Origin of the sequence: Synechococcus sp. H55.9 (assembly GCF_047462355.1) — a bacterium.
GTDB lineage: Bacteria > Cyanobacteriota > Cyanobacteriia > Thermostichales > Thermostichaceae > Thermostichus.
Genome location: NZ_JANSJB010000032.1, coordinates 8,161 through 24,475 on the forward strand (window position 1 = coordinate 8,161; position 16,315 = coordinate 24,475).

At 60.6% G+C, this 16,315-nt stretch carries 12 protein-coding genes, 1 tRNA gene and 2 pseudogenes; 1 reads left to right on the plus strand and 14 read right to left on the minus strand.

Going from position 1 to position 16,315, the window contains the following annotated elements; genetic code table 11:
• The 5 genes and pseudogenes from NW857_RS05985 to rpsB form a co-directional block, all read right to left on the minus strand.
• Positions 1-362 (minus strand): annotated as a pseudogene (locus NW857_RS05985) (AAA family ATPase); the annotation flags it as partial.
• Positions 363-579: 217 nt separating this feature from the next.
• Positions 580-1,581, minus strand: coding sequence for a tRNA epoxyqueuosine(34) reductase QueG (gene queG / locus NW857_RS05990; protein WP_414336509.1), 1,002 nt, complete (start codon positions 1,579-1,581; stop codon positions 580-582).
• A gap of 8 nt (positions 1,582-1,589) precedes the next feature.
• Positions 1,590-3,005 (minus strand): amidohydrolase, encoded by a 1,416-nt coding sequence (locus NW857_RS05995; RefSeq protein WP_414334181.1) that lies wholly within the window; start codon positions 3,003-3,005, stop codon positions 1,590-1,592.
• Between the two features lie 327 nt (positions 3,006-3,332).
• Positions 3,333-3,989, minus strand: a pseudogene (gene tsf / locus NW857_RS06000) (translation elongation factor Ts); the annotation flags it as partial.
• 158 nt (positions 3,990-4,147) lie between these two features.
• Complete coding sequence (gene rpsB / locus NW857_RS06005) at positions 4,148-4,939, minus strand: 30S ribosomal protein S2 (protein WP_414334179.1); 792 nt, start codon at positions 4,937-4,939, stop codon at positions 4,148-4,150.
• Between the two features lie 299 nt (positions 4,940-5,238).
• Between rpsB and NW857_RS06010 the strand changes: the two genes are divergently transcribed.
• A tRNA-Pro gene (locus tag NW857_RS06010) sits at positions 5,239-5,312 on the plus strand.
• Between the two features lie 31 nt (positions 5,313-5,343).
• Here NW857_RS06010 and NW857_RS06015 read toward each other — a convergent pair.
• From NW857_RS06015 to NW857_RS06055, 9 genes are all read right to left on the minus strand, one after another.
• Complete coding sequence (locus NW857_RS06015) at positions 5,344-6,543, minus strand: aldo/keto reductase (protein ID WP_414334178.1); 1,200 nt, start codon at positions 6,541-6,543, stop codon at positions 5,344-5,346.
• Positions 6,544-6,693: 150 nt separating this feature from the next.
• Positions 6,694-7,773 (minus strand): ribosome small subunit-dependent GTPase A, encoded by a 1,080-nt coding sequence (rsgA, locus tag NW857_RS06020; RefSeq protein ID WP_414348222.1) that lies wholly within the window; start codon positions 7,771-7,773, stop codon positions 6,694-6,696.
• Positions 7,770-8,033, minus strand: coding sequence for a sulfurtransferase TusA family protein (locus tag NW857_RS06025; protein WP_414334176.1), 264 nt, complete (start codon positions 8,031-8,033; stop codon positions 7,770-7,772). The genes rsgA and NW857_RS06025 overlap by 4 nt, the downstream gene beginning before the upstream one ends.
• The gene (gene dnaJ / locus NW857_RS06030; protein ID WP_414334175.1) at positions 8,030-9,214 is read right to left on the minus strand and encodes a molecular chaperone DnaJ; all 1,185 of its coding nucleotides are present in this window, start codon (positions 9,212-9,214) and stop codon (positions 8,030-8,032) included. Before dnaJ ends, NW857_RS06025 begins: the two co-directional genes overlap by 4 nt.
• 126 nt (positions 9,215-9,340) lie before the next feature.
• Positions 9,341-11,149 (minus strand): molecular chaperone DnaK, encoded by a 1,809-nt coding sequence (gene dnaK / locus NW857_RS06035; protein WP_414336505.1) that lies wholly within the window; start codon positions 11,147-11,149, stop codon positions 9,341-9,343.
• A gap of 178 nt (positions 11,150-11,327) precedes the next feature.
• Positions 11,328-12,056, minus strand: a complete 729-nt coding sequence (gene grpE / locus NW857_RS06040) for a nucleotide exchange factor GrpE (protein ID WP_414334171.1) — start codon at positions 12,054-12,056, stop codon at positions 11,328-11,330.
• Between the two features lie 151 nt (positions 12,057-12,207).
• The gene (locus tag NW857_RS06045) at positions 12,208-13,869 is read right to left on the minus strand and encodes a bifunctional metallophosphatase/5'-nucleotidase (RefSeq protein ID WP_414368311.1); all 1,662 of its coding nucleotides are present in this window, start codon (positions 13,867-13,869) and stop codon (positions 12,208-12,210) included.
• A 63-nt stretch (positions 13,870-13,932) separates the two neighbouring features.
• On the minus strand, positions 13,933-15,153 hold the full coding sequence (locus tag NW857_RS06050) for a DUF445 domain-containing protein (RefSeq protein WP_414334169.1): 1,221 nt from the start codon (positions 15,151-15,153) through the stop codon (positions 13,933-13,935).
• A 64-nt stretch (positions 15,154-15,217) separates the two neighbouring features.
• The gene (locus NW857_RS06055; RefSeq protein WP_414368313.1) at positions 15,218-16,093 is read right to left on the minus strand and encodes a hypothetical protein; all 876 of its coding nucleotides are present in this window, start codon (positions 16,091-16,093) and stop codon (positions 15,218-15,220) included.
• Positions 16,094-16,315: the final 222 nt, after the last annotated feature.

Sequence of the window (16,315 nt, forward strand, 5' to 3'; positions counted from 1 at the left end):
CGGCTCACCTGCTGCCGAATCGGCGTCTCCGTGGAGAGCTGATCTTGAAATACTGTATAGTCGGGGCCGGGCAGAGGTGGGGTGATGCTATTCCAAAACTCTTCGATCTCGTAACGGGTATTCTCTGAAAATAAGTTGAGAAAGTTGGCCAGCGGGCTGTACTCTCTACGTCCTACCGCATTGGCAACATCGCTGCACACATCCAAAAATTTCTCGGCCAACGCCCAGGGATCCTGCATCGCCAGTTGCCAGAAATACTCGGCATCGAAATGGCGGTACAGGGGCTTCCACCCAGATTGCAGTAGGTTGTAGCTGTTGGCCTGCCGGTAGCCGGGGTAGTAGTCTTCGTAATCGTTATCCATACAGGGTTAGGATCTGAGAAGAGGGGAAACCAATAGGAGGTGCTAGGGCGTGGACGCCTGACGCTCTTCAGCCCAGCACTGGGATCCCAAGAAAGAGGGTAAGACGTGTATGCCGGCTTGCGTCCCCGGCCCGGAGACAACAGCCCCACCGTTTTCCGGTGCCGGCTCAGGCCCAAGGGTAGGGATCCCCAGATCCTGTTGGAAAAGGATATCCAAATTAGGTAGAGAGGGCTTCCAAATCGTTGCTGCAGGCTGCAGAGGTGGGATGGGCTCGGAGAGCAGCTTGGGCGTTGCGGCGCAGCCGGTGGGCCTTGAGGCGGCGCAGGGCAGAGGCGGGGAAGCGGCGGTCGAACTCCTCGTCGCCGAGCCGCGCCAGTTCTTGGAGATCGGGGGCAACGTTCCAAGGGTAAGGCTGAAAATCCGGGATCCGGCTGGGGCGGGCAAAGCGCTGGTTCCAAGGGCAGACCTCTTGGCAGATGTCGCAGCCGGCCACCCAATTGTGCAGGTTCTGGGCAATTTCGGCAGGGATCCGCTCAGCATGGCTCTCTAAGGTGTGGTAGGCAATGCAGCGGCGGGAATCCACCACCCCTGGGCTGACGATGGCCTGGGTGGGGCAGGCTGCCAGACAGCGGCTGCAGGTGCCGCAGTGGGCGGTGTGGGGACGGTCGGGGATCAGGGGGAGAGTGGTCAGGATCACCCCCAGGAATACCCAGGAGCCGTACTCGCGGGTGAGCAAGAGGCCGTTTTTGCCGATCCAGCCCAAGCCCGCCCGCATGGCCCAGGGCTTTTCCGCCACCGGGCCGGTATCCACATAGAATCGGCCTCGATAATCCGGGAACTGAGCTTGCATCCAGAGGTGGAGCTGCTTCAGCCGCCGCCCCAGCACGCGGTGGTAGTCCCGCCCCCAGGCATAGCGGGATATCTTGCCTTTGGCTGGATCCCGACTGTGGCAGATGGGGGTGTAGTAGTTGAGGGCCACACAGACCAGAGATTGCACCCCCGGCAGCACCCGCTCTGGATCCATTCGCCGGGGATCGGCCATCCAGGCCATGTCGGCGGCCATGCCCGCGGCCAGCCAGGCCCGCAAGCCCGCCAAGTCAGGGGGATCCGCCGCACTGGCGATGCCGACCTTGTCAAAGCCCAGCGCCAGCGCCTGCTGCTTCACCTGCTCGGTAGCTCTGGCCCAGTCGGCTGTTGCTCCCACGGTCGGCCCCGGCAACTCTAGGGCTATTCTGGCAGACCCATCACCTGGCGGTAGCGGGCCTCCAGTTGTGCTGCCTGCTGCGAGCGACGGAAGGGATCCCAGTGGCTGTGCTCGAACAGCTCCTGCCGCAACTGGGCCACGTCCACCGTCGTTACCTCGCCGTTGGCCACCACCCGTTTCCCTCTAACCCAGACGCTGTGCACCGCCTGGGTGGGCCGGCCCAGCACCAGCAGCCCGATGGGATCGGTACGGGGCAACAGCGACAGTTGGGTGAGATCGTAAAGCACCAGATCCGCCTGCTTGCCCACCTCCAGGGATCCCAGCTTCTCTCCCAGCCCTAGGCCAATGGCCCCACCGCGGGAGGCCATCTCGACGCTCTCCCGGGGCGAGATCCAGTGGCGGTAGTCGGGATCCGTGATGTTGTGCAGGATGGTGCCGATTTTAATGGCCTCCAAGAGATCCTGGGAGTCATTGCTGGCGGATCCATCGCAGCCAAAGGCCACATTCACCCCCGCCCGCCGGTACTTGAGGATGGGGGCGATGCCGCTGCCCAGGCGCAGGTTGCTCAAGGGGTTGTGGACAACCGTAGAGCCGGTGCGGGCCAAGATCTCGATATCGGCATCGGTAAGCCAGACGCAGTGGGCCAGCGAGGTTCTCCGGTCTAGGTAGCCCAAGCGCTCCAGGTGCTCGACTGCGCTGCAGCCGTATTTTTCCTGGGCCAACCTCTGCTGGGCGCGGGTTTCCAGCAGGTGGGCATGGCGGGGGAGGTCATACTTCTGGCTCAACTCCGCGCAGCCCTCAAACAGCTTGTCAGAACAGAGTTGGATGCCGGTGGGGGCCACCATCAGGGTGATGCCCTCTTCCGGGCGGTGGTACTTCTCAACCGCCTCTTCCACCAGGGCCAGCACCTCTGAGGTGCTCAGGGGATAGGCTGCCGCCCCGCCAGCGAAGGATGAACCGCCGGGCAGGCAGGTGGAGAGGGCCTGATCCTGAAGCAGGGGACCGATGAAGGCGCGGATCCCGACTTCTCGGTAGGCCCGCACCGCCGCCTCGAGGGTGGCCAGCTCCTGGCCGGGGATGAGGATGAGATGATCCACTACCGTCGTGCCGCCGCTGAGCAGGGTCTCTACTGCCGTCGCCAGGGCGCTGAGATAGATCTTTTCCGGATCCGGCGGCGCGTACTCGTGCAGTTGTGCCAGCCACAGCTCCAGCGGGTAGGGCGGGATGATCCCTCTTTGCCACAGCTCGGAAGAGTGGGTGTGGGCATTGACAAAGCCCGGCAGCAAGAGTTGGTTGCCGGCCTCCAGTTCTAGGCTGTCTGTGCCCGTTGCGGGTAACCCTTTATCGATAGCAGCAATCCGTTCCCCCTCGATGCGCACATCTGTGGTTTCGTAGCCTGTGCCGGTGGGGATCAACGCATTGCGTAGGATACAGCTCATGCCCAAGATCCAAAATGACCGCCTGTCACCCTAGCGTGTTGTAGTTGGCCGTGCCAAGGCAAAAAATAGGGAAACTCCATCCAGAAAGCCTCAACCTGCTCAGCCGGCTTGCCATGGTGGGAGAAGCAGAGTGGCACTGCTGCCGCCCACTGGGGTGAATTCAGGGATCCATCGGCAATAGAGCTATTTTTTCTTCTTGCTGGAGCCTTTTTTGGCTGGCTTGCTCTCGGCAGCCGGTTCAGGAACAACCACCTCAGCAGTAGGCTCGGCAGCAGCTTGGTCAGCGACAGGTTCTGCCCCTTGCGCTGGCTCTGCCGGCTTGAGACCGGCCTGAGCAGCCACTTCAGCGGCAAAATCCGCTTCCTGTTTCTCGATCCCTTCTCCCAAGACAAAGCGCACGAAGCGCCGCACCCGGATGTTTTCCCCTAGCTTGGCAATGTGCTGCTTCACCAGTTCCTCTACGGTAATCGAGGAATCTTTAATAAAGGGCTGATCCAGCAGAGACAACTCCTTCAGGCGCTTCTCGATGCGGCCCTGCACGATCTTCTCGCGTATGTTCTCCGGCTTGTTGGCCAGATCCTCTTTGCCCATTTCGATGGCTTTTTCCCGCTCCACCACCTCGGCAGGGATCTGGTCAACGCTGACGTACTCTACGTTTTGGCAGGCGGCAATTTGCTTGGCGATGTCTTGCACCAGTTTCTTAAAATCTTCGTTGCGGGCCACAAAATCCGTCTCGCAGTTCACCTCCACGAGCACACCAATCCGATTGCCGAAGTGGATGTAGCTATCGACTACTCCCTCTGCCGCGACGCGACCGGCCTTTTTGGCTGCCCCCGCCAACCCTTTCTGTCGCAGCCAGGTGATGGCTTTGTCCATGTCGCCCCCCGACTCTTCCAGGGCTTTTTTGCAGTCCATCATGCCTGCGCCCGTCTTTTCGCGCAGCTCTTTGACCAGCTTGGCGTCAACTTTGGCATCAATACTCATGAGGGTTCCTCGAATGAAAGAACGAGAAGGACGTGGCCGAATGGGAGTGAGAACGAGTAAGCTTGGGCAAAATTGTAAGCCTAGATTCAAGAATACGAGCTTCTGGAGAGAAGACGGGCAGGGAAACGCCCAGAGCGCATGGGATCCCTGCCCCTGCTCTAGTCTTCGTCAGTTTCTCCTTCTTCGTCCTCTGCATCCTCCAGAGTGTCGTCGTCCAGATCCATAGCCCCTTCGTACTCGTACTCATCCTCTTCGACAGTGTCGAGCTGCCCATGCCGCCCTTCGTAGATGGCGTCGGCCAGCTTGCCTACAATCAGCTTAATCGCTCGAATGGCATCGTCGTTAGAGGGGATAAAGATGTCGCTGAGGTCGGGGTCACAGTTGGTGTCCAGCAGAGAGATGATGGGAATGTTAAGCTTGATACACTCCTGAATGGCGTTGGCTTCTCGCCGCTGATCGACAATGATCACCGCATCGGGGAGCTTGCGCATGGTTTTAATGCCGCCCAAGTACTTTTCCAGCCTGGCCAACTCTCGCCGCAGACGGCTGGCCTCTTGTTTGGGCAGGCGATCCAAAAGACCACTGCTTTCCATCTCCTCAATTTCTTTGAGGCGGTCAATGCGGGTTTTGATGGTGGCCCAGTTGGTGAGCATACCCCCCAGCCAGCGCTGGTTGACGTAGTAGCTGCCACAGCGACGAGCTTCTTGAGCGACGATCCCAGCAGCTTGCCGTTTGGTGCCGACGAACAGGAAGCGCCAACCCCTGTCGGCAGCATCCCGCACATACTCGTAGGCTTCGTTCAGATAACGGGCCGTCTGCACCAAATCGATAATGTGGATGCCGTTCCGTTCGGTAAAGATGTAGGGCCGCATCTTCGGGTTCCAACGGCTGGCCTTGTGCCCAAAGTGAACCCCCGCCTCCAACAGTTGAGGCAAACTGACTACGCTCATGAGTTTTTCATCTCCTACGGGTTAGCCTCCGCCCGAACGGATCCCAGCTACGGCCTTCCTGACGGTTCCTGCACATTCACTCCCAGAGCGCTCTGCCCCAATTGGCGAGGAACTCCGGTGCTGTTGCAGCAAACCGCAAAAAGGCTGTAAGGACACCCGGTGGTTCAGGCGTGTGTTTTTTAGCAGCCTAACCAAGCTAGCATGGTTTCCGCAGGATCCCACAGCTTGGGGTTAACTCTGGCCGCGATCCAATGCTAGACTAACTAGGCGCTTCCTGAACTTCCACCTGTTCAGTGCGTCGGGGCGTAGCGCAGCTTGGTAGCGCACCACTTTGGGGTAGTGGGGGTCGTGGGTTCAAATCCCGCCGCTCCGATCAGCTGTTGTCGTTCCAGCGGCCCAGACAGTCAGGATCCCTGGACACGTTGGCTCTGAGATAGCCGCTTCACCTCGGCTCCAGAGAGCAGGCGATGGGCTTCTTGCAACAAGGCCGGGATCCGGTCGCGGTGGGGGCTGTGGATGAGACAGGGCCGTAGGGCTTCCGCATCCACTTGGTCTGCCCGTTGGCCGGGGAGCCAACTGCCGGCATTGCCCAACAGGTTGTAACGGCTTTTGGCATAGTCCACCAAGTCATAGGCCAAGGCCAAATTGCGCAACAGCAGAATAAATGGGATATTCACCTGTCCAGGGGTTTGGTCGTAGCGAGGCAGGCCCTGGTGCCAAGTTTTGGCGTAGTGTTCTCCCACCTGCTCGATCAAAGCTTGCTCTAGGCGGGCCAGGATCGGTGGCAACAGCTCATCAGCCCGATCCAACAGCTCCACCGCCCGCAGGTGCTCATCAAAATCGCTGGGTCGAGCTGCTCCAATGCTGAGGGTGTGAACCTGGGGATGGGACAGGCAGAACAGGTCGTTGAAGACCATTGGGCTGAGAGGTTGGCACAACTGCACCAGCTTGGCGGGCGGATCGTAAAGCTTGCCCCCTTTGTCTGAGGGGCTGATGATGAATACCCCCATGTCTTGCCGGGCGGCAGCCTCAATGGCTGGCCAGTTGGTCTGGTTGACAAAATACCAGTGCAGGTTGACGTAATCAAAGCCCCCCGACTGGATGGCTTCCACGATCAACTCCGTCGGCCCATGGGTGGAGAAGCCGACGAAACGCACCCGCCCCTGTCGCACCAGACGCTGACACACCTCCAGGCACCCTCCTGGACGCAGGCTGTGCTCCAAATCTTCCCAGGTGTTCAATCCGTGGATGGCCAGCAGATCCACATGGTCGAGGTTCAGGTAGCTCATCGATTGTTCGAACTTGGCCAGGAACTGCTTCGGATCGGCGCTGGGGCCAATTTTTGTTTGCACGATCAGATCTTGCCGGGGGAAAAGCGGCAAAATGCGGCCCAACTGCATCTCAGAGGTGCCGTAGCCGCGGGCAGTTTCGATGTGGTTGATGCCCACTTCCAGGGCCCGGCGGATCGTCGCTTCCAGGTTCTGCTGGCTTGCTGCTGGGATCCCTGACCAAGGAGTGTCTTGCCAACTGTGCTGATAACGCATGCCGCCACAGCTCAGTACAGGCATAGACAGCTCGGTACGCCCAAATCTGCGATACTGCATGATTTTTCCCTTCGACTGGCCCCATTTTAGTAACCTTCAACGACCGGGCAGGACGGGCGCCGGAACTGGTGGAAGACCCGCCAACTCTCTCAGGCGAAGAGGTGCTACCTTCGCCCTCTAGGGGAGGGAAGAGCGACGGAACGAACCGTTTCATTGCCATTTGAAACGACTGTAGTTCAAATCAAAGGCACGCCATCCATCAACGGCCTGCTCCTGCTGGCGAGATGGGCCTTTCGCGCAATTCTGGCCAGACTGGGCCTCTTGCAAAAGCTGCAAGTAGAAAGTCCGTCGTTCCCAATCCAGATCTCGGAGCCCGCAGCCCGGCTCTCGATCGTGCAGGCAATCGCGAAACTGACAGGTGCCCAAGCGATCCCTGACTTCTGGAAAGCACCGTATCAGTTGCAAAGGATGAACCGGCGGGATCCCTTCGCCGGCATTGAATCCGGGCGAATCGGCGATCCAACCGCCTTCTGGCAAGGGAAACAGCTCCACATGGCGGGTGGTGTGCCGACCCTGACGCAAGCGCCTGGAGACGGCCTGAGTAGCCAGCCGAACGTCTGGCAACAGCCGATTGAGCAGACTGGATTTGCCCACTCCGGAAGGGCCTACTACCACCGAGATCTGATCTCGACAACACCGTTGCAACTGGGGGATCCCAGCTTGGGTGTGGGCGCTCACCAGCAAAGGCTCATATCCCCACCTCTGCAGGCGATCCACCCAAGTTGCCGCCACCCCCGGATCCACGCGGTCGCATTTGTTCAACACCACCTGAACCCGCAGTTGGCTGGCCTCAGCCTGCACCAGCAGACGGCTGAGGGCGTTGGGCTCGGGATCCGGCTCGGCCAGGGCCACCACCACCAGAACTTGGGTCACATTGGCAATAGCCGGTCGAGGGAGTTGAGTGCGCCGCGGCCAGATCGCCTCGATCACCCCTCGCTCCGGCCAGAGAGAGTCGGCAGCCGGCGGCAAGCCCACCTCTACCCAGTCTCCCACCATCACCGATTGCCCCATTTTTTTGAGCTTGGCCCGAGCTGTGCAGAGGAGCTCCGCCGGCATGGGCTTTTGGGCCGGGAACTGAGCTGGGATCTCGGGAAAAAGGGCGGCCAAGGCCGGATCGATGCGCACACGGTAAAAGTTGGCCTGCGCCGCTCGCACCCAGCCGGTATAGGTGGATCCCTGCTCCCCCTCTTGGGCAGCCTGTCCCGATCCCTTCCGGCTCAGGTGGCTCATGTCAAGTCCCCGCGGCGCACCCAGAGGATGTGATGCCCCTCAGGCGTAGCTTGTTGCCCCTCGATCCGATGCCCGGCCATCGCCAGGCTGTTGGGCACCTGCTCCAGGGGTTCTCCTGCATCCAGCCACAGCTCCAACAGCTCTCCAGGGGCCATGCGTTCCAGCCGCAGCTTCGCCCGTACGTAGTTGAGGGGGCAAGGGATCCCGCGCTGGTCAAGGACGAGCTTGACCTCTTGCAATGAAACAGCCTCTGGCGTCATTCTTCCTCACGCTCCCGGTTGCCGGGCATCTGGGCCAGCCCGCGCAACAACCCGCCCAAGAAACCATCCCGCTTGTTGATGCGTTCTCCGTGCAGCTCAGCCAAGCGCAGCAGCAATTCCCGCTCTTCTGAGCTGATGCGGGTGGGAATTTCCACCACCAGGGTGATTTTGTGGTCGCCCCGCGACATTGGGTTGCCGATGCGAGGCACCCCCTTACCTTCCAGGGTCAGCACCGTGCCCGGCTGGGATCCGGCGGGAATGGTCAGCTCCACCTCTTCCTCCAAGCCGGCCTTTGAGTCCACGGTGGGCACCGAGACTTTGGCCCCCAAAATGGCCTGCAGATAGCTCACCCGCACCTCCGAGAGGATGGTCAGGCCATCGCGCTGAAAGTCCGGATCCGGCTCCACAAACAGGTAGACGTAGAGATCTCCGGGCGGGCCACCGCGCCGACCGGCATCGCCTTCTCCGGAAACCCGCAAGCGGGTGCCACTGTCCACGCCGGCGGGGATGTTGATGCGCAGTTTCTTCGTGGTTTGGGCCAGGCCCTCGCCATTGCAGTTGTAGCAGGGCTCCTCCAACACCTGACCACTGCCACCACAGGTGGGACAAACCGAGACTTGGGTAAAGTTGCCAAACGGGGTGCGGGTGGCCCGCCGCACCTGACCAGCGCCACCACAGGTGGGACAGATTTTGACCTCCGTGCCGGGCTTGGCGCCACTGCCCCCGCAGACATTGCAGACTTCTAGGTGGCTGATGCGAATTTGCTTTTCGCCCCCGAAGATGGCCTCAAGAAACTCCAATTTCAGGTCAAAGCGCAGATCATCCCCCCGTACCGGCCCATTGCGGCTGCGGCCATAGCCGGCTCCCACCCCCGCAAAGTTGGTGAAAAAGCTCTCGAAAATATCGGCAAAGCCACCCATCCCCGCAAAATCCTGGAATCCGCTCGCTGCCGCGGCGGCCCCTCCCAAGCCCGCCTCTCCAAAGCGGTCGTAGCGGGCTTTCAGCTCGCTGTCGGAGAGCACCTCATAGGCACGGTTGATCTCCTTGAAGCGCTCCTCCGCACCTGGCTCTTTGTTGACATCCGGGTGGTACTTGCGAGCCAATCGTCGATAGGCGCGCTTGATCTCCTCTTTGGAGCTGTCGCGGCTAACCCCCAAGATTTCGTAGTAGTCACGAGCCATAGAAGCGCTTCAGAAAAAATTAAAGATGCAAAGATCAAACATGCTTGAGACACAACTTGTCGGGCAACACAACCAAAGCAAGCCTACAAGCCACCGAGGCCAAAGAAGAGCTGTCTCCGAGAATCCCTAGCGAGCTCCGTAGATCTCGCCACCCATCTCCAGAAGAACAGCCCGCAGCTCTTCCATTGCGTTCCGTAAAGTTGCTAAGTCTACGTTATCATTTGCCAGCAATGCCCTCAATGTGCCCGCCACCTGAGCCCCCCGCTGGATTCGAGCTTCGCTGAGGCGATTGCCGTGCTCCTGCAGGGTTTTGTCGTAGTTGTAGAGCAGGCTGTCCGACTGGTTACGGGCTTCCACCAACTGCCGCCGGCGTTGATCTTCTTCGGCATAGGCTTCCGCTTCTCGGCGCATCCGCTCGATCTCGCTGCTGCTCAAGCCGCCGTTGTTGGTGATCTTGACGCTTTGCTCGATTCCCGTCCCCTTTTCACGAGCTGAGACTTTCAAGATCCCGTTGGCATCGATGTCAAACGAGACTTCGATCTGGGGCACCCCACGGGGAGCCGGCGGGATCCCGGTCAGTTGAAAGCGGCCCAAGGTCTTGTTGTCTTTGGCCATGGCCCGCTCCCCCTGCAGGACGTGAATCTCCACCACGCTCTGGCCATCGGTGGCGGTGGAGAAAATTTGGGTTTTGCTGGTGGGGACGGTGGTGTTGCGCTCGATGATGCGGGTGAAGACGCCCCCCAGCGTTTCCACCCCAATCGAGAGGGGGATCACATCCAGCAGCAGCAGATCTTTCACCTCTCCTCCCATCACCCCTGCCTGGATGGCGGCGCCAAGGGCCACTGCCTCGTCCGGGTTGACGGAGCGATCCGGGTTTTTTTTGAAGATCTGCCGAATCTTCTCCTGAACGGCGGGAATGCGAGTAGAGCCACCCACCAGGAGCACACGGTCGATATCCTCAGGGGAGAGGCCGGCATCCCGCAGCGCCTGTTCTGTAGGCTCGACAGTAGCTTCCACCAGATCCCGCACCAACTCCTCGAACTTGGCGCGGGTCAGCTCCACTTCCAGGTGTTTGGGCCCGGAGTCGTCGGCGGTGATAAAGGGCAGGTTGATGAGCGTAACCTGGGTGCTGGACAGCTCAATTTTGGCCTTCTCGGCCGCCTCCCGCATCCGCTGCAAGGCCATACGATCCCGCGAGAGGTCGATCCCTTCCGTCTCCAAAAACTGGCGGGTGAGCCAATCGACAATTCTTTGGTCGAAGTCATCCCCCCCCAGGTGGTTGTTGCCGGCGGTGGCTTGCACCTCGAACACGCCGCTGCCCAGTTGCAGCACCGAGACGTCGAAGGTGCCACCGCCCAAGTCGAAAACCAAGATGCGCAGATCTTGATCTTGTTTGTCCAGCCCGTAGGCCAGGGCGGCTGCCGTCGGCTCGTTAATGATGCGCAGCACCTCCAGCCCGGCAATGGTGCCGGCATCTTTGGTGGCCTGCCGTTGGGCATCGGTAAAGTAGGCAGGAACGGTGATCACGGCCTGGGTCACCGGCTCCCCCAGATAGGCTTCCGCATCGGCCTTCAGCTTCTGCAGGATCATGGCCGAGATCTCCTGGGGAGTGTAGGCGCGGTCTTGCACCGCCACTTCCACCATGTTGTCTCGGCCAGGGATCACTTTGTAGGGAACCCGCTTCCGCTCTTCTTCGGTCTCGGCAAAGGTGCGGCCAATGAAGCGTTTGATGCTGAAGATGGTGTTTTCCGCGTTGGTAACCGCCTGGCGCTTGGCCAGTTGGCCCACCAAGCGGGCGTTGTTTTTGGCAAAGCCGACGATGCTGGGGGTGGTACGCCCTCCCTCGGCGTTGGTGATCACAACGGGCTGGCCGCCTTCCAAAACCGCCACACAACTGTTGGTGGTTCCCAGGTCAATCCCGATGACTTTACCCATAGCCCCCTCTTCCGGTGCCCCAAGTTTTAACCCAAGGACGCAGTTCCACGGATCTTAAAAGCATTCTGCCCAGGATCCCGCAGAAACCTTCAGGCAGTGCTTCTGCATCCGTAGCTTTACTGTAGCCTTTCTGAAGACAGATAGGCTCTACTTGTCAAGGTTCAAGCGAGCAGTTTTGCTAAGAGTTTGCAGCACTTTGGGAAGAGGCAGAGGTATCTTCGGGGCCGGCCCCCTCGCTTTGGGGAGAGGGTGCAGGGTTTGGGCTGCCTGCCGAGACGGCTACCATGGCATGACGGATCACCAAATCCCCCAGCTTATAACCTGGCTGATATTCGACGGCTACCACATCTTCGGGATAGTCGGTGCTGGGTTGACGGGCGATGGCTTCATGTAGGTTGGGGTCGAAGGGATGGCCCACCGACTTCATGCGGGAGACCCCCATCTTTTTGAGAGATTCCACCAGCAGGCGGTAGACGCTCTGGTAGCTGTTGTGCAACTCCCGCTCGCGGTCGGTTTCCAGTTTCAACTGGTGCTGGGCCCGCTCGAAGCTGTCCACAACAGGCAAGATCTCCAGCACAAATTTCTGCCGTTCTTTTTGGCTGAACTCCTCTTTTTCCCGCTGGGTACGCCGCCGGTAGTTTTCAAAATCGGCGTAGAGGCGCAGGTAGGCGTCTTCTTTTTCTTTGAGCTGCTGGCGGACGACTTCCAATTCGTGCTGGAGCTGCTTCAGGGCTTCACCGGGATCTGGAGATGGCTCGGTGCCGGCTTCTGCGGAGGAGGCACCGGCTTCTGCTTCGCTGTCTTCCAAAATCAGCTTCTCCAGTTCTGCCTCCACGTCGATCTCTTCTTCCTGCAGCTCAGGATAGGTATCTTCTGGGGCCATCGGTTGCTTCTCTTCAGCAGTCATGGGTTATGTCGACAAGCGTGAGCAATAAGCAGTAACGTCGGGTGCCCACAGTTTGGCAGTCTCAAAACCATCGCCGCCATTAGCCAAACTGGGCTCTGTGCTGATCGTATTCTACCGACTCCTCTACCAGCCAGTTAAGGTTCCTGTTGTTCTAGCCTACCAGCAAGCTGTCCTGAGGCTGGCCCAAACACTGGGGAAAGTAGATCTCGGCCAAGTTGGGAATGAGGTGCCAGTTGTGGCTGTAGATGGGCTGGATGGGGGAATGGGTGTGAATGTGGCGGGCGAGAAAGTCGCGGATACTGTCGGCGGAGATCCAGAGGGTTTGGGCTTCTTGGAACATGCTGTAGCCCCCCCCACCGCCGGCGCGGTAGTGGTTGATGGCCAGGCGAAAGGTCTGATCCGGCTGCACCGGTTGGCCGCGAAATTGTAAGGTCACCAAGCGCTCGCCTACGGGGCGGGTGAGATCGAAGCAGTAGTCGATGCCGTGGTAAAGGTCGAAGGTGTAGCCTCGTGCTTCGGGGGCCACGACGGCAGCAGGATCGGGGGGAAGATGATCGGGATCCAATTGGCGAAAATACCCAGCCGTCTGCTCAAGAGCGCGTCGCAAGATGTCGCCGGTGATCTCCAAGATGCAGAGGGTGTTGTCGTAGACGGTGAGGCTGTAGGCGTCTTGCAGGGAGATGGGGCCTGCCGCCAGGCCGGCACTGCTGCAGATGTTGACCAGGGAGAGCTCCGCTGAGAGGCTGGCCTCCCGTACCGCCTGCAATTGGGCCTGATGCAGGAGCTCTGCTAGGGGATTGGCCCCCAACCGGGCTGCCAGCCCACCGCGGTAGGCACAACGGGCCTGCCCAATGGGCTGACGGATGTAGCGCAAGGTAGCTTGGTGGTAGGGCTCGGTGAGGGCCAGGAGTTCGGGATCGGGATGGATCCCTTCTGCAGCCAGCAACTGGGCGGTTTTCCCGACAACTTGCCAGCGTCCGCCGTGGCGCTCCAGCTCCAAAGACACGTGGGAAAGGTGGCTGCCCCAGTAGCCGGGCTGCACCACCAGGGCCTTGGCCCCCCCCAGGCCGGCGATGGTCTGATGGGTATGGCCGGAGAGGATGACGTCAATGCCCTCCAGCTCTGCCAGGGCCAGCAGCTCGTTTTCCCCCCTCAGGCTTTTGTTGCTGGTCCAGCCGGAGCGATCCGGGTTGTGCCAGTGCTCTGGGGTGCGCAAAGGGGGCAATTGGCTGGGGCCGCTGTGCAGAATCAGCACCAACACGTCCACCTGGGGCCGCAGCAGCGACAGGTAGTGCTGGGCAGTTTCCAGCAGGGGGGCAAAGCGCAGCCCCGCGATGTAGTCGGGCCGCTCCCAGGTGTCGATGCGGGGGGTGGTCAGCCCCAGCAGGCCGACACGGATCCCGGCCACTTCTCGGATTAGATAAGGCCGAAACAGGGGATCCCCATTTTGGCGGAGGATGTTAGCGCACAGGGTGGGACAGCGGAGATCGCTCACAAAATCCTGCAGGACCTGGGGCCCAAAGTTAAAGTCGTGGTTGCCCGGCGTGAAGGCGTCGTAGCCGAGGGCGTTGAGGGCGTGAGCCACAGGATGGGGGGAGACCCGCTCCACCTGGGCATAGTAGGTGCCCAAGGGGGATCCTTGAATGGTGTCGCCGCTGTCAACTAGCAGGACGGGATCCTCGCTGGCTGCTCGCACGCGCTTGATCAGAGTGGCCAGCTTGGCCAGGCCGTGCTCTGCGGGGCTCCCGGTAAAGTAGTTCCAGGGATGCAGGTTGGCGTGGAGATCGGAAGTGTGGAGAATTGTTAACCGCATTCTAATATCATAACCGAAGCGAAAACTCCCATCCAAGCTCCCGTTTTCTGGGGAAGGGGGCTGTCACCTCAGCAAAAACAGCACCTGCACACAGCCCACCAAAAAACCCAGCAGCCCCCCCAAGTTGACGATGGCCTGCAGTTCTTGGCGCACAATTTGTTGGATGGCCTGCTCCAGGTCGGCGGGGGAGGTGGCGTTCACTTTGTCGGCAATCACCTGATCCAAGTTCAACACCGGGATCACCTGCATCATCAGGGATTCCAGATCCCGCTCCAGGTAGCGCTCCAGGATCAAAGCCAGGTCGGCGCTGATCTGATCGATGGAGGTGATCAACGCCTTGGAGTTGCGCAGGCGACCCAACACCAGGCTGGCCACTTTTTCCCAATCGATGCTCTCCCCCAGCCCTTTGATAACCTCTGGCCCTTGGCTGCGCAGGTAATCTTGGATCCCATCGCGGAGGGCACGACGCAACTGACGTACGGCGGAAACCGGCAGGTTTTGCAGGGAGAGGTTCTGCAGGATCTCGGTCAGGCGGCGGGGGGCGTTGATGTCTTTGAGCAGATCTTCCAAGATGGCTTCTGCCCCTTCCGGCTCCTCCAGGCAATAGGTGCGCAGGCGCAGTAGGGCGTTTTTGAGGCCAAACAAGTTGGCCACCACCCAGTAGGAGCCGGTGGCCCGCTCGCGAAATTCTTCATCCAGAGATTCGATGTTGCGATCGGTGAGAAAGTCCACTAGGTTCTGCCGCAACACCTTGGGAGGCAGCGCCTGCTTCAGGATCCACTCCGAGAGCTGCCGGGCTTGCTCAGCGTTGAGGCGCAGCTCCAGCAGCACCTGGTCGAACAGTTGGTTAATCGGCCCCTCCAAAAAGGTCTCCTGGCGGGCAAGCACCTTCACCAGGCGGGGCAACGACTCGTTAAACAGATCGGCCAAGATGCGCGCCAGCACCTGCGCCGTTTGCTGCTGTTGCTCGGGGTTTTGCAGCCGATCCAGCGCCACCCCCAGCAGCCAGCGGATCCCTGCCTGCATGCGCTCGGTTTGCAGCAGCTTGCGGGCCAAGTTGTGCAGCTCCTCTGGCGTGAGCAGGGATCCCATGATGGTCTTGGCAATCTGCTTGGCCAGGCGGGGCTGGTTCTGCGGGATCAAGCCGGGGGTGAAGGGGATGCGCCAGCCGAAAACCCGGTAGGGGCGATAGGGCCGGAAGAGCATCTTGATGGCGATGTCGTTGGTGAAATAGCCGATCACCAGCCCAGCTAAGGGGGGCACGAAGTAGGTCCAAAGGGCCATGGAGCAAACTTGGGGGGGATCTTCTCTACTCTACCGACCCGCCCCTGCTGGCTTCTTGTCAAGGCTATTGGATGATCAGGCTCTCGCTCAGTTCCAGCTCCACCAGCGTATTGGGCTGCAGCGTCACCACCCGGTCGATGTTGGTACTCCCTGCAGCAGCACCCGCCAGGCCGCCGGCCAAGATGGGCAAAAAGCCCCATCCCCCCGTGAGCACTCCCAAGGCCAATCCGCCCGCCGCCCCATAGCCCGCCCCACGGGCGACGGTAGTGCCCACGTCGGCGTTGCGATCCAATCCGACCGGGAGGGGTGCAGACTGGCCTCTAATGAGATAGGTGGAAGAGCCGATGGTGAGGCGGTTGGCCACAAAGCGGCTGCCGACGACCCGCTCTTGGGGATCGGCGCTCTCCGACTCCCGACCAGAAAACTTGAGTTCTCGGTAGATCGGCTCAAGAGTGCCCCACACCACGCTCCCCGCCGGGATCACCACCTGGCCAAAGCGATCCAGCACCGGCTCCGAAACTTCTAGGTTGCCGTTAATGGCCTGGTAGGGCTGGAAGGTGATGGGGCGGTAGACCGTGAGGAGAATACGGGTGCCGGCGGGCAGCTCGCCCCGCGCGGCCCCGGCCAGATTCCCCCCTGGACTGAGGTCGGGCCGCCGTTGGTAGGAGTAGGCCTCACCTGGCGGAGCCTGTCCACCTGGGGCCGCTTGAACGGGCACCACCGGGATTGGGGCCGGGCTCGGATCCCCCGGTGGTGGGATGGGATCCCCGGTGAGCGGCATTTGCGGCACCTGAGGCACCGGCGGCAGGGCTTGCGGAGCCGTGGAGCCGGGCGGGTTGCTGAGCAGAGGCAGGGTGGGGACGGGATTCGGCTGGGGAGCTTGAGGAGTGAACTCGAACTGCTGGGCAACAACTGCAGCCGCCGCCGCAGCCCACAACATCCCACTCACCAGCCACCCGAAGCCAACCCTTTGCCACGACGGCAAAAACGGCTGCAACGCTGAGCTCATGGATCCCGTCCAGTCACAACTGGCAGTAGCTTAACATCCTGACCAGCTCGTGCCCACTAGATTTAGTAGAGGTTAAGGGGGCGGCGGCCCTTAAAACACTATTGAGACCTGTTGAAGGCCTGGACTGGGTTTTCCCTAGGGGCTAGGGGAAGG

Excerpts from the sequence above, each read along its gene's own strand:
- NW857_RS06025 (WP_414334176.1), bottom strand. The coding sequence starts at position 8,033 with ATGACGCCAGAGGCTGTTTCATTGCAAGAGGTCAAGCTCGTCCTTGAC.
- NW857_RS06055 (WP_414368313.1), bottom strand. The coding sequence starts at position 16,093 with ATGTTGTGGGCTGCGGCGGCGGCTGCAGTTGTTGCCCAGCAGTTCGAG.
- rsgA (WP_414348222.1), bottom strand. The coding sequence starts at position 7,773 with ATGAGCCACCTGAGCCGGAAGGGATCGGGACAGGCTGCCCAAGAGGGG.
- dnaJ (WP_414334175.1), bottom strand. The coding sequence starts at position 9,214 with ATGGCTCGTGACTACTACGAAATCTTGGGGGTTAGCCGCGACAGCTCC.
- NW857_RS06045 (WP_414368311.1), bottom strand. The coding sequence starts at position 13,869 with ATGCGGTTAACAATTCTCCACACTTCCGATCTCCACGCCAACCTGCAT.
- grpE (WP_414334171.1), bottom strand. The coding sequence starts at position 12,056 with ATGACTGCTGAAGAGAAGCAACCGATGGCCCCAGAAGATACCTATCCT.
- dnaK (WP_414336505.1), bottom strand. The coding sequence starts at position 11,149 with ATGGGTAAAGTCATCGGGATTGACCTGGGAACCACCAACAGTTGTGTG.
- NW857_RS06015 (WP_414334178.1), bottom strand. The coding sequence starts at position 6,543 with ATGCAGTATCGCAGATTTGGGCGTACCGAGCTGTCTATGCCTGTACTG.
- rpsB (WP_414334179.1), bottom strand. The coding sequence starts at position 4,939 with ATGAGCGTAGTCAGTTTGCCTCAACTGTTGGAGGCGGGGGTTCACTTT.
- NW857_RS05995 (WP_414334181.1), bottom strand. The coding sequence starts at position 3,005 with ATGAGCTGTATCCTACGCAATGCGTTGATCCCCACCGGCACAGGCTAC.
- NW857_RS06050 (WP_414334169.1), bottom strand. The coding sequence starts at position 15,153 with ATGGCCCTTTGGACCTACTTCGTGCCCCCCTTAGCTGGGCTGGTGATC.